This window comes from Defluviitalea raffinosedens (assembly GCF_016908775.1).
In the GTDB taxonomy this organism is placed as follows: domain Bacteria; phylum Bacillota; class Clostridia; order Lachnospirales; family Defluviitaleaceae; genus Defluviitalea; species Defluviitalea raffinosedens.
Map to the genome: position 1 here is coordinate 34,186 of NZ_JAFBEP010000012.1, position 13,453 is coordinate 47,638.

Here is a 13,453-nt window from a genome sequence, read left to right on the forward strand (position 1 = left end):
TATAAACAGATTAAAAGATTATATTACCCCCTGCAAGTATCAATATAAAGCAGGGGGATACAAGCTGAAGAGGTGACAGGATATGTATGATGTTGTAGCATTAGGAGAACTATTGATTGATTTTACGCCTGCAGGATTATCTTCCAATCAGTGTTTCTTGTTTGAGCAGAATCCTGGAGGAGCACCAGCCAATGTATTATCAGTACTTTCAAAATTTAACAAGGCAACTGGTTTCATTGGTAAATTAGGTAATGATCAGTTTGGACATTTTTTAAAAGGAGTATTAGATGACATCAACGTTTCAACAGAAGGCATTGTATTTGATGATGAAGTTAGAACAACCTTGGCTTTTGTGCATTTGGATGAGAATGGTGACAGAAAGTTTAGTTTTTACCGTAACCCTGGTGCGGATATGATGTTAAAAGAAGAAGAGATCAATCTGGAAATGATTAAGAATTCAAAAGTATTCCACTTTGGTTCTCTCTCAATGACTCATGAACCAGCAAGAAGTGCAACCCTTAAGGCCTTAAAATATGCTAAAGAAAAGGATTTGCTTGTTTCTTATGATCCCAATTACAGGCCTCTGTTATGGAAAAGTATTGAGGAAGCCAAGCAACAGATTAAGGAAGGACTCAGATATGCAGATATTCTGAAAGTATCTGAAGAAGAACTTGAACTTATAACAGGTATTGATGACATGAAAAAAGCAACAGAATTTTTATACAAGGGGTATGATATACCGTTCATTACAGTTACTTTAGGAGATAAAGGCAGTTATTTTAGAAAAGCTGATGATGAAGGATATGTTTCTCCATATAAGGTGAAAGCAATTGACACCACAGGGGCAGGAGATGGCTTCCTGGGGGCGTTACTGTATCAAATTTTGGAAAGTGGTAAAGTCATTAAAGAACTGGAAATTTCAGAACTTGAAAATATGCTTAGGTTTTCAAATGCGACTGGCGCCTTAATCACAATGAAGAGAGGAGCCATTCCTGCAATACCGACATTAGAAGAAGTTTATGACTTTATAAAAACTCAAGGAAATCATTAAAAATGATTATAGATTAAGTATTTTCTCTTCATGTTTCACTTACGTATATGTCTCCTGTTAGCAATGATTTTGACAGGAGGCATTTTTAATGTGAATCATTTTCAATCTATTATGGATGGGTATAAAGTTGTTGTCTTTCAGAAATATTTACCTTATTTTAAGACTTTCAAAAGATTTTATCGTATATAATTATATACAGTATTTAATACAGACATAAAGGGGGATCTTTTTTGAAAAAGATTATCGGCAGTGTTTTAATATTTATTTGTTTATCCCATCCTGCGCAAGTGATCAAGAATACAGATATAAGTTCAGAGCTATTACATATTCGTCCATTTTACGTTCAAATCATTGATGATGAGTTAAAGAAAAGGGATGTTGCTAAGATTGAGGACAAGGATCAGCAGGTACAATCCCTGCTCGACCTATTACATACGAATACCCGTCGGCTTAGTGAGTTGTTAGAAAGTAAAAACAACACCATTACCATGGTTCAATCTAAAATGAATGAAAAGGCGAGAGCAAGACAGAGAATGACAGAAGAGCAGATACAGACATTCAATGAATTTATTCGGAATGTTGAAGCAGAATCTTCAAAGATTCAAACCGCTCTTGCACAAATTAATGAATTAAAAGATATGAAAGAAGTACAGCAGCAAATTATGAAGGAAGATATGGATTATGACAAAATATTAGAAAAGCTTAATGAAATCACAGAACATCAATCGGTTGCTATAGACAAACTGGAACAAATCGTACAGTTAGGAAATTATACAGCAGCCGTATTAGCATAGAGTAAAAAAGAACTTCGTTTGAGCTTTGAAGTGAACCCCTTTTAGTAGACTTTGTTTTGTCTAACAAAAGGGGTTCACTTCATTTGATGGGTGGTTATGATTTAGATTTTTTATTAACCTGATCTCTTAAACAAGCTGAAACAGATAATACAGCGGGATTTTCCAGATTCGATATATTAACCAGCAGAGCTTTCATATTTTCTGAACGAATGACAGTGGTTGATGTAATAGTCTCTACCACATCAGGTTGGTTAAATCGCTTAATGATTACATTAATTTCAACTTCTTGTGGTAAAAGTTGTGATGGATTAATTTCAAAAGATCCAGTTACAGGAACTGTTGATTGCCATAGAAGAAAGTCTTCATTTATTGGTATATTCCAATAAGATGAAAAAAAGGTGCATTGTAAAGAGTCAGGACAACATGGATTTTTTTGTTTGCAATTTATATCTGTAAGTGTTTGGGTACAAAGCTCAAAGTAAAGGTCTGCAGGACCATTTGCGACGGAAACTTCAATTTTTCTGACATTATCTCCGGTAAATGCAAAGGATTGGCCAGGCTGTAAAATTCGAGTAACTACTTTTCCGTTAAATAGGAGAAACCTAATTGTGACAGCAGCTGGATTAAAGCTTCCATTAAAGATAAATGCTCCCTTTATCGGAATATAGCTTTTCCATATTGTGCCGCTCTCATATATATAAAAATATTCCATACATTCTAATGGAGCAGGGCAGCATAATTTCGGTTTACCTGTTAATACTTGCAGGGCCATTGATTTTCATCTCCTTTCAACGGTAATTCTTCCTGCATACAAAGTTCCATGGCAACAGATCCTGTCATAGATTCAGAGTTTACTTTTACAAATACATTTTTGATATGATCTATTGCCAATGTTATAGGTTTATCCATAAGAATTGTTTCTGTGATTGTACTTTTATTGTATCGTTCGATAATAATCGTTGCAGATTCACCGTCAAACAGGTAAAAAAGCATTATTGCTTCTGCAGGAAATTCTGTATGCCACAATAAATAGTTTTGATTTCTTCTGATATCATAGGTCTCTGTAATTATATCTTGGCATAAAAGCGGCTGTGGGCAGCAATGATCTTTTTTACATGGGTCTAAAATATTTTGTGTGCACGATTCAAAGATTAAATCTCTGTTTGCTTCAGGATTTTCACTGGGAAATCTTACACTTACTGATATAATGCCTTCATCAGTTATTATAAACCCTTCTTCGGATTTTAGAGTACGTGTGCTGAAGCATCCATTCTTATAGCTCATTTTTACAGTCATCTCTACACCGTCCTGGGAATCATTGAATATCGAAAATGTTCCTTTTACTGGTTCTGTAGATTCCCATAAGGCAATATTTTTGTTCAAAGGATATTCCAAGTCGGGTATAAAGAAGTAAGTACTATAAAATTCACATTTTACGGGTTCAGGACAGCAAACATGGTTAAGGGGTACTTGATCCTGTATGCAGAGTACTATGCTAATAGAATTTTCAGGGGTACCATTACTCAACTGGACAAATACTCCTTCCAAATCCGTAGTTCTTACAGCAAATATTTTTGATCCTTGAATCGTTTTTACAATGTCTGGTTTTCCAAAACGCTTGATGATTACTTTTGTTCTTTGCTGTGGAAGTCCCTCTATCCAAAATTGTATTTCTCCATCTACTGGAATTTTAGAAATACATAAGGGCAAAACCTCATCCATAGGATGATTATAGGATTGAAAATCAAAATAACAATGCAGAGGCTTTGGACAGCATGAAGCTTTGCATGTTTTTTGCAGAGGGATATCCTGGATACAATATTGAAAATAAAAATATCCGAATTGTGTAGACAACGGAGTTAATCTTATGGTGATTGCTTTTACCTCTTTAGCTGTAATTGCAAAGCCTTCTCCAGGCCCTAAAATTCTTTCAAATGTTTTTTCGTTGAAAAAATCTATATTTAATGTTAATGTCCCATCATACTCGTTGGCGATGGAAAATGTTCCTTTTACAGGGATAAAAGATTCCCATATTTTTATATTTTGACTGGGTACTGCTGGTTGATAGTAGGGAAGGCTGTTTTCGCATTTTAAGGGCTCGTCACAACATGTAGCAGCACTTTTTTCCTGATGGCATAAGTTAAAGATTAATCTTGAAATGAATGGGGCTATTTCTGAAGCAGTGACGGTTACTTTCCTAATGTCATCAACAGCTAATACAAAAGGTATATCAGAATTGTCCGAATCGCTTACTTTAAGAGGAACATTTCTTACAACAGTAGGTTTTTTAAAGCGTTCTACTTTGATCGTAGCGGATGGATTATCTGTCGGATCAAATGAAGCAATGAAATTAAACAGTAAGGTCCCTTTGACGGGGAATAAAGATTCCCATGTAAGAAAGAGCTGCGCTTCCCCAATGTATAAACTCTCTGAAAAGTCGTCACATACAAGGGGTGGAGGACAACAATTTCCTTCTTTTGCTTTTATGAGGTTCTGATCGCAATACATAAATATAACTTCGGCAGTTTGATCCGGTAGTCCATTTTGGACTTGTACAGTTGCTTCTAAGGCTTGATCTACTGTAAGAGCGTAGGCGGCTCCCCGTTTAACAGTCCGTGAAATAATGGTTCCATCAGCTTGTTTAATACTGAAGAGTGCAACTGCACCTTCTGGCGTTTCTTCATTAGACAAATTCAAATAAAAGGTTCCTTTGACAGGTTTTGTTGATTTCCATAAGTTACGATTTCATTCATGTTTACAGATTCTGTATAATCTCCGTCACATCTTGTTGGCTTTGGAGTGCAAATTTTTTTGCGCATTTCTGATGTTGGAAATTGCAGTGCCATAATACCTCACCTCTCTATCATTCTTTCTACTATCAATATATGTCGAATACTGTTAAATTGGACATATTTATTAAAATTTTGGTGAACATAAATATAACTCTGTATTAAGCTGAAAGCTTCATAGGGATTTAGGGAGTTAGTTGAAAGTTCTCTGTGTTGAAAGTATACTAAAAGAGAAAGGCAAAACGATACAGAAGAGAGCTAGAGGCTAAAGATTTGTAGAATAATGTAAGACGCGATGAATGTGTTTATAGTGCAGGTAGGGAGGACAACATATATGAAAGGTACAACCAATTGTGAGTATTGCATAAACTATATTTATGATGAAGACTGGAATTGCTATCAATGTGATGTTAATTTGGATGAAGATGAAATGAGTAAGTTTTTGACCAACTCTTTTCATGATTGTCCGTATTTTCATTTTAATGATGAATACAAAATTGTAAGAAAACAGATGTAGTTCTATTTGCTGTAGAACTACATATTTGCTTTTTTCGTCTATTGACCAAGAAATAAATTTATTTGCTTATATACGGTTTTAAAGAGAAACATTAACTTATAGTGACCAGAGGAGGTATTGGATGTATTTAAAAAAGAATAGTATTTTCCTGGGGATATTGTTTTTGATTGTTGTTTTTACAGGCTGTACCAATAAAAAAGAGCCAACTGAAACACCACAAGATGTTTCGAAGGCTTCTGAAGAGGTAGGGCAGGAAGAACTTAATGAACTTACTAAAGAACAAGCTCTTGCAATCGAAAAAGAATTTTTTAACAGGGTTCTTCATTTAGAAATGGATGAAAATACTTATGAAATTATTGATTTTCATAGCAAAGAAGATTTGATGAACTATGTATCGGAGGTAGCAGACAGAAAACTTGCAGAAAGTTTTGTAGACAGTTTGTACGAAGAGAAAAATGGCAAATTGTATATTATACCTAAAGGTGGCCCTGCTATGATTGCAGAGGACTTTCCTTTTGAATTGAATAAACTGGATGAACATACGTATGAGCTTGTTCAAGAGGCAGAAGATATGCTGCTTGGACCTTATAAGCTAACGATTAGATTCAAATATTTGGACAATACCTGGAAAATGAGCAGCAGAAAAGTTGAACAAAGAATGGTTGAAGAAAATACTGTCCGTGAAAATGATGAGATTGCTGACCAAAAAATTAAAGAGATTGCAGATCAAGTGATTTATGCCATAAGTAAAAAAGATGGACAAGCAATCTCTGAGTATGTTCATCCGGAAAAAGGTGTTCGATTTACTCCCTATACCCATGTATCCTTAGAAAATGATGTGGTGTTTGGCAAAGAAGAAATGAAAAGTTTCTTTGACAATCCAAACGTCTATTTATGGGGATATTATGACGGGAGCGGAGAGGAAATCAAGCTTACTCCCAGTGAATATTATGAGCAATTTATATACTCAGAAGATTTTATGAATGCCCCTGAAGTAGGATATAATGAGATTTTAAGTTCTGGAAATATGTTAGAAAATCAGTTTGAAGTGTATGATGATCCAATGGTGGTGGAATATTATTTTCCTGGTTTTAATCCTGAATATGAAGGGTTGGATTGGAAAAGCCTCAGATTAGTTTTTGAGAAATACGAAGGAAGTTATCGATTAGTAGGCATCATTCATAATCAATGGACGATTTAAAAAAGTTAAGAGCACATCGTTAAGCATATTGAAAACTTAGCGATGTGCTTATTGCATACAGGATTGCAAATTGAAATGAACGCATAAAAATTAGGGCAAAAAATGCCCTGAAATGCATAAAGCATAAACTATAGATTATAATATTAGACTATTCAATGATATAAAAAGTAAATTCAACTGTCAACACAATTAATATTACATTTTTGCTACAAAAACTAAGAGACAGTTTCAGAAATTCAGGGTGTTGACAATATTTGAGATTTTGCGTATACTTAATAAAGTTACTTAATAAAGTAGACTTAATTATCTTTATAAATATTATACCCGTGCGAAGATATAAAAGGGGGTGGCTAACATGTTAAAGGCTAACCGGACTCAAATGAAAGAGATTAATAAGAATCTTCTGAGACAGGCCTTAAAATCACGCAAAAAAGCTACCAAACCGGAATTAGCAGCATTAACTCATTTAAGTGTAGTTACTGTGAATTCTCTGATCAATGAAATGGTTCTGTCTGGTGAAGTCATAGAGGGGGAGGAAGTACCTTCCAATGGAGGCAGGCCTTCAAGGCAATATGTTTATAATGGTAATTACAGAAAAGCATTGATTATTTATGGATATGAACACAATAGGAAAAATTTGATTCATTTGTTGATTATTAATGCATTTGGAGAGTGTATCGAACGGAAAACAGATTACTTTTCGGATGTAGTTATTGACAGTTTTGATCAGTGGATAGAATATGCTTTTAAAGCACATGAAAATATCTGTGTTATAGTATTTGGTCTTCCGGGAGCAGAGGAGAATGGAGTGATTTATGTAAATGATTACTCCGGTATTATCGGAGACAAGTTTTTATCTTATTATCAATCCAAATATGGAGTACCGGTGATTTATGAAAATGACATTAATGCTGCTGTTTATGGATATTATACAAGGCAGGACAGTCAAACAGTGCAAACTGTGGTTGGAATCTACTATCCTAGGATCTATGGACCGGGGGCTGGCATTGTTATAAATAAGGAAATATATAAGGGTTACAAGAATTTTGCCGGAGAAGTTAGTTGGCTCCCTTTAAGGCCTTCATGGAATGAAGTGAATTATGATCATTCCCAAGAGGTTGTATTTATGCTTAGCCAAATCGTAGCAATATACAGTTGTGTATTGGCACCGGAACGTATTGTATTTTATGGAGACTTTTTAACAGAAGAGATTTTGGAAAAACTCATGCTTCACATTCAATACCTTCTAAAAGGTAACTTTTTACCGTGTATTCAATTTGAAAAAAGTATAAAAAAGGATTTTGAGACAGGAATGATTCAAATTGCATTCAGAGAACTGCAAAAGAGAGAGGGGAAAGTTGAATGGTATTAACAGTTTTATTAATCATAATTTATCTGGCATTTATCAGTTTAGGGCTGCCGGATTCACTTTTAGGTTCGGCATGGCCGTCCATATATCCCAATATGGGGGTGCCGATTTCCTATGCAGGTATTGTTTCAATGATTATAGCCGGAGGAACTATTGTATCCAGCTTATGGAGTGATAGGTTGATCAGAAAATTTGGAACCGGTCTGGTTACTGTTATAAGCGTATTTATGACAGCATTGGCATTGCTTGGATTTTCAATCAGTGATGTGTTTTTTGAACTTTGCTTGTTTGCAATTCCTTTAGGGCTAGGAGCAGGTTCCATAGATGCAGCCCTTAATAATTTTGTAGCTCTTCATTATAAAGCAAAACACATGAGCTGGCTCCATTGCTTTTGGGGAGTTGGAGCGATGACTGGCCCAATTATTATGTCCTATTTTCTTGAACGGGGTATTATTTTTCAGATGGGCTATCGTACAGTTGCAATGATTCAGCTATCCTTAGCCATAGTGCTTATTGTTACCTTGCCTTTATGGAAAAAGGCTTCGTCAACCTATAATGAAGAAATTTATATCAATGAATCCAATCAAAAGACACAGATTCAAAAAGTGATCAGTAAAAATGAGCTTTTAAGGCTGCCGGGAGCGAAACAGGCACTGCTTGCATTTTTTTGCTACTGTTCTATAGAAGCAACCCTTGGTTTATGGGGAAGCAGTTTTGTAACCATAGCCCATGGAGTATCGGCAGAAACAGCAGCAAAGTGGGCATCCTTTTTCTATTTCGGTATTACTTTTGGAAGATTTTTATCAGGTTTTGTTACATTGAAAATGAATAACCGTCAGATGGTTTATTTGGGAGAAACACTGCTTGGTATAGGGATTGTGATGCTTATACTGCCATTGGGACAGGTCCTTTCGGGAATAGGTTTAGTTATGTCTGGAATAGGTTGTGCACCTATTTACCCCAGTTTGCTCCATGAAACACCGGTTAATTTCGGAGAAGAATATTCCCAGTCGATTATGGGGGTTCAAATGGCATGTGCTTATGTGGGCAGTACCTTTATGCCGCCTCTGTTTGGTATTTTGGCAAATTATATAGGGTATTCATTCATGCCTTTTTATGCAGGAATTATTTTAATAATTATGGTGATAGCAGTAAAAACGCTAAATAAACAGATAGATGGAAAAAAAGTATTGGAGATCAGGTGATGTATTCATGAACAGTCAAGTTATTGCTTCTAATTCGGTTGCCTATGTTTATGACAGTTTAAAGGAGTATGTTACAAATGTTTTTGTGATTGAAACATTGTCAAAAGTTTTTGTTATTGACACTTTTTGTGGTTCAAAGTTTATGGAACCCATACAGAGCAGAATCAATACCCATCTTAATGACAAAGAGGTTATAGTAATTAACACCCATTTTCATTGGGATCATGTTTGGGGGAATATTAGTTTCAAAGGGTATGATATTATAAGTCATGAATTATGCAGGAAAGTCCTGGAGGAACAATGGGAAAAGCAGATGGAAAGCAATCATCAATATATCGAAGGCAGTGTGGAAAAATGTTTGCCTAATGTGACTTTCAAAGATAAATTGATTTTCCATGAAGAAGGGATTGAATTATTTTATAGTCCCGGCCATACTGCAGACAGTATCTCGATTTTTGATCATAACGAGAGGATTTTGTACGTCGGTGACAACCTGGAAAAACCTATTATTTACGTGGAACATGATGATGTTGCAACATACATCCATACATTAAAGCATTATCTTACATATCAGCCTAAAAAAATTGTTGCAGGCCATACCCTGGATTTGCAAGAAGAGGATATTCATAAGACAATCGACTATTTACAAGGCTTATCTCATGGCAGACAGTTTAGTTTTCAGTCGGAGTATGAAAGAAAAATACATGATCAAAATCTAAAGACCTTAAATATGCTGGAGCAAAAATAGTATCCAATGCTCTGCAGAGTATTAAATATGGCACAATCAAAAATGTCCAATATTTGAAATAGGCTGATGAAATATATGAATATTGATATACGTTGGAAGCAAAGATTTTCAAATTTTAAAAAAGCAGCACAGCAACTTACTGAGTTTATAGAAAAGGGAGAACTTAATAATAATGACTAGGACATTTATCCATGGATAGATGTCCTTTTTTAGTGCAAAGATTGCAAGAGAAAAGCAAGTAGACTAATATTGTAATAGCATTAAAATAACATATAAAAAAGTTGTTTTTAGGAAAGTGAGGCTTGTTATGAAAGGAAATCCGAAAAAGTTCAGGAAGATTTACTCAATTGCAGCAGCAGTTGCATTATTAGGCGCCTTTTTTATATGGCAAAATAATGGAATCGTTATAACCCACTATCAATATACCAATCACAAAATACCCGAAAGTTTTGAAGGGTTTATCATTGTCCAGGTTTCTGATTTACACAATAAAGATTTCCATGGGAGATTATCAAAGAAAATAAAGGAAATTAAGCCTGATGTGATTTTTATTACGGGGGATTTGATCGACAGACGAAATACGAAAGTGGATGTTGCAATACAATTCATTGAAGAGATCGCTCAAACAGCTCCTATATACTATGTTTCAGGCAATCATGAGCAATTGTCTAAAAGGTTTGATGAATTAAAAGAAAAATTAAATGAATGGAATGTAAATATTATGGATAACTCATTTGTATTGCTAGATCAAAATGGAGACAAGATAGGATTGATGGGCATAGCTGATCCGGCAATTTATCAAACTGAGCGTTCTTATCTTCAGGAGGATAGCAGTGCATATGTCCGAAATAGTCTTGAGGATCTATATAGAAATGTAGATACAGAATTTAACATTCTTCTTTCTCATAGACCGGAGGTATATCCTGTATATGAAGATATGAAAGTGGATTTAGTTTTTAGTGGGCATGCCCATGGGGGACAAATAAGAATCCCCTTTATTGGAGGACTGATTGCGCCCAATCAAGGGTTTTTTCCAAAATACACGGAGGGGATCTATACCAATGGAGTGACATCCATGGTTGTAAGCAGAGGATTAGGCAATAGTCTTTTCCCCCTCCGAATTTTTAATCGCCCAGAATTAGTAGTCGTTACTTTAAAGCGCTAAAGGGATACTTGTTTTATGTCGGCAATTTTTAGTAAGCATGATGCACTTCGGCAGCTTCTGCATCAGCTTTTGTTCTGTGCACTGTGCCATGGGGGTGTTGAGGAGGCGCATAAATGGAGTACAATTTAATGGGTGTAGGACCGGTATTGATGAGGTTATGCCATTTCCCAGCAGGTATGATGAAAGCATAATCTTCATACACTCTGGCTTCAAAATTCAGTTGATCTTTTCGGTCGCCCATTCTGACAATACCTTGCCCCGACTCAATGCGAATAAATTGATCAAGATATGGATGGACTTCTAAACCGATATCTTCTCCCACACCAATACACATCAAAGTAACTTGCAAATGTTCTCCTGTCCAGAGGGCAGTACGGAAGGCATTATTTTGCTCTGCTGCTTCTTCAATGTTTACTACAAAGGGTTTAGGGCCGTGATCTCTTAAATCAATAAATTTAGCAGGTCGTATCTGAGGAGTAAAAGGAACATGAGAAGGAGTGTGAGGATTCGGATAGACTGGATGATACATCGGTTGCTGATTGTAGTAAGGATACGAATAATGTGTATGCATATACATTTGTGAATTCATGTAGTTCTGATATGGATAGGATTGATATCCGGAATACATATGATTCATCCCTTTCATAAGTTTTGTAATATTATATGTATTACAATATTAAGAAAGTGATGAAATTATTGGTAAAAATCAGATATTTCTCTGAGCAGTTTTATGACTCGGGTAAAGAAAGTTATTTCGATGGGTAAAGAATATAGTGTTTAAGTAGAAATTTGTCGGTTTTACTGACTGCACTCGGTGCAAGAGTTTCATAAGTAAAATTTTTTCTTGTGACCAAATTTCTGTTTTTGATATCCATGTATAGATCAGCCATATTTGATTTAAACTAACTAGAAATATTTCAGTGCATACGAGTTGGTGACATTATGAATCAGCGTTTGGGAGATATTTTAGTTAACAGTGGATTGATTACTAAAAAACAGTTGGACGAAGCATTGAAAGAACGCAGTGAAACCAATAAGAAGTTAGGTGAAGTACTGATCGAATTGGGGTATGTTACTGAGGAAGATTTATTAAAAACCCTTGAAATTCAGCTAGGAATTCCAAGGGTTAATCTGGAGGAAGAATGGATTAATCCGAAGGTTCCGCAGCTTATTAGTGAAGATTTGGCCAGAAGACATATGGTTTTTCCTTTTAAAGAAGAAGATAAGATTTTACATGTTGCTATGGAAGATCCTTTAAATTTCTATGGAATTGATGATTTAAAAATCACAACAGGACGTGGAATAAAGCCATATATTGCAACCAAAAAAAGTATACAGGTAGCCATAGAAAGATATTATGGAAAACAGTCTGCGAAACAAGCAATGGAAGATTTTAGAAGACAACAGGGGGAATTAGAAGAAGAAATCGAAGCTGAAATTTCAGATGTTGAAATGGCACCTATTGTCCGTATTGTGAATTCAATTATTAAACAAGCAATTATCAGTCGTGCCAGTGACATTCATATTGAACCTTTCGAAGAGTTCCTTAGAGTTCGCCTTAGAATTGATGGTGAATTGCAGGAAGCTATGAGATTGGATATCAATGCGCATCAAGCTGTTGTGGCAAGGATCAAGATTCTTGGTAAAATGAATATCGCAGAAAAAAGACTTCCACAAGATGGGCGGATAGAGATTAAAGCAAATAACCGGGAAATCGACCTTAGAATATCCATATATCCTACGGTTTATGGTGAAAAAATCGTGATTCGATTACTGGATAGAAATAACTTCATAAAAGGAAGGGATAATTTAGGATTTACAAACGAGGATAGTCAACGTATTGATTATTTGATTAGAAATCCTGATGGTATTCTGCTGGTTACTGGTCCTACAGGAAGCGGAAAAACGACAACTCTTTATACTTTACTTTCAGAGCTTAATGATGAACATAAAAATATCGTAACCGTTGAAGATCCGGTAGAATATAAAATTTTTGGATTAAATCAGACATCGGTCAATCCCAAAATTGGCCTGACCTTTGCTCATGTACTTCGCTCCATCTTAAGGCAAGATCCGGACATTATTATGATTGGTGAGATCCGTGATGCGGAGACTTCACAGATAGCAATAAGAGCCGCTATTACTGGTCATTTGGTATTAAGTACGCTGCACACCAAAGACACTGCTTCAACGATCATACGGTTATTGGATATGGGGGTGGAACCCTATCTTTTATCATCTGCTTTAATAGGGGTAATTTCCCAAAGGCTTGTGAAAAAAATCTGCCATCACTGTAAAATTGCCTATGAACCGAGTGAAAATGAATTGAATATCCTAAAGATCAAGGAATTAAAAATCCTTTACAAAGGAGAAGGATGCAACTACTGTAAAAACACAGGCTACAGAGGAAGAACGGCAATCCATGAAATCATGTATGTAGATCAAGAAATCAGGAAATTAATAAATAAAAATGCGATTGAAGATGAGATAAAGGATGCTGCGATTAAAAACGGAATGACTACTTTAAGTGAGAATTGCAAAAAGCTCGTAATAGAAGGTATTACCACTGTCGAAGAATTTATAAGAATTTCATATTCTTTAGACTAGGAGTTTG

Annotated in this window: 13 protein-coding genes; 9 read left to right on the forward strand and 4 right to left on the reverse strand. The window is 35.4% G+C overall.

Annotated features, from left to right (window positions below):
• Positions 1-82 precede the first annotated feature (82 nt).
• Both JOD07_RS09620 and JOD07_RS09625 read left to right on the forward strand, forming a co-directional pair.
• The gene (locus JOD07_RS09620; RefSeq protein ID WP_158740882.1) at positions 83-1,051 is read left to right on the forward strand and encodes a PfkB family carbohydrate kinase; all 969 of its coding nucleotides are present in this window, start codon (positions 83-85) and stop codon (positions 1,049-1,051) included.
• Positions 1,052-1,281: 230 nt separating this feature from the next.
• On the forward strand, positions 1,282-1,845 hold the full coding sequence (locus JOD07_RS09625; RefSeq protein WP_158740881.1) for a hypothetical protein: 564 nt from the start codon (positions 1,282-1,284) through the stop codon (positions 1,843-1,845).
• A gap of 94 nt (positions 1,846-1,939) precedes the next feature.
• Here JOD07_RS09625 and JOD07_RS09630 read toward each other — a convergent pair whose 3' ends face one another.
• Genes JOD07_RS09630 through JOD07_RS09640 form a run of 3 tightly spaced genes read right to left on the reverse strand, consistent with a single transcriptional unit; the run spans position 1,940 to position 4,691 of the window.
• Positions 1,940-2,617, reverse strand: a complete 678-nt coding sequence (locus JOD07_RS09630; protein WP_204613736.1) for an S-Ena type endospore appendage — start codon at positions 2,615-2,617, stop codon at positions 1,940-1,942.
• Positions 2,599-4,542 (reverse strand): hypothetical protein, encoded by a 1,944-nt coding sequence (locus JOD07_RS09635; RefSeq protein WP_204613738.1) that lies wholly within the window; start codon positions 4,540-4,542, stop codon positions 2,599-2,601. Before JOD07_RS09635 ends, JOD07_RS09630 begins: the two co-directional genes overlap by 19 nt.
• The gene (locus tag JOD07_RS09640) at positions 4,539-4,691 is read right to left on the reverse strand and encodes a hypothetical protein (protein ID WP_158740875.1); all 153 of its coding nucleotides are present in this window, start codon (positions 4,689-4,691) and stop codon (positions 4,539-4,541) included. Before JOD07_RS09640 ends, JOD07_RS09635 begins: the two co-directional genes overlap by 4 nt.
• Before the next feature lie 277 nt (positions 4,692-4,968).
• Between JOD07_RS09640 and JOD07_RS09645 the strand changes: the two genes are divergently transcribed.
• The 6 genes from JOD07_RS09645 to JOD07_RS09670 all read left to right on the forward strand — a co-directional run bounded on the left by JOD07_RS09645 (position 4,969) and on the right by JOD07_RS09670 (position 10,839).
• A complete protein-coding gene (locus tag JOD07_RS09645) occupies positions 4,969-5,151 on the forward strand; it encodes a DUF6472 family protein (protein ID WP_158740873.1) in 183 nt (60 codons plus the stop codon).
• A gap of 121 nt (positions 5,152-5,272) precedes the next feature.
• A complete protein-coding gene (locus JOD07_RS09650; RefSeq protein WP_158740872.1) occupies positions 5,273-6,352 on the forward strand; it encodes a hypothetical protein in 1,080 nt (359 codons plus the stop codon).
• A gap of 355 nt (positions 6,353-6,707) precedes the next feature.
• The gene (locus tag JOD07_RS09655) at positions 6,708-7,724 is read left to right on the forward strand and encodes an ROK family protein (RefSeq protein WP_158740870.1); all 1,017 of its coding nucleotides are present in this window, start codon (positions 6,708-6,710) and stop codon (positions 7,722-7,724) included.
• Positions 7,715-8,926, forward strand: a complete 1,212-nt coding sequence (locus JOD07_RS09660) for an MFS transporter (RefSeq protein ID WP_158740869.1) — start codon at positions 7,715-7,717, stop codon at positions 8,924-8,926. The genes JOD07_RS09655 and JOD07_RS09660 overlap by 10 nt, the downstream gene beginning before the upstream one ends.
• Before the next feature lie 7 nt (positions 8,927-8,933).
• Positions 8,934-9,674 (forward strand): MBL fold metallo-hydrolase, encoded by a 741-nt coding sequence (locus JOD07_RS09665; protein WP_158740867.1) that lies wholly within the window; start codon positions 8,934-8,936, stop codon positions 9,672-9,674.
• Positions 9,675-9,981: 307 nt separating this feature from the next.
• On the forward strand, positions 9,982-10,839 hold the full coding sequence (locus JOD07_RS09670) for a metallophosphoesterase (protein WP_158740865.1): 858 nt from the start codon (positions 9,982-9,984) through the stop codon (positions 10,837-10,839).
• 28 nt (positions 10,840-10,867) lie between these two features.
• On the opposite strand, the gene JOD07_RS09675 is transcribed toward JOD07_RS09670, so the two are convergent.
• Positions 10,868-11,467 (reverse strand): cupin domain-containing protein, encoded by a 600-nt coding sequence (locus tag JOD07_RS09675; protein ID WP_158741012.1) that lies wholly within the window; start codon positions 11,465-11,467, stop codon positions 10,868-10,870.
• A gap of 314 nt (positions 11,468-11,781) precedes the next feature.
• Between JOD07_RS09675 and JOD07_RS09680 the strand changes: the two genes are divergently transcribed.
• Entirely contained in the window at positions 11,782-13,446 is a 1,665-nt protein-coding gene (locus JOD07_RS09680) for a GspE/PulE family protein (protein WP_201800594.1), read from the forward strand.
• Positions 13,447-13,453: the final 7 nt, after the last annotated feature.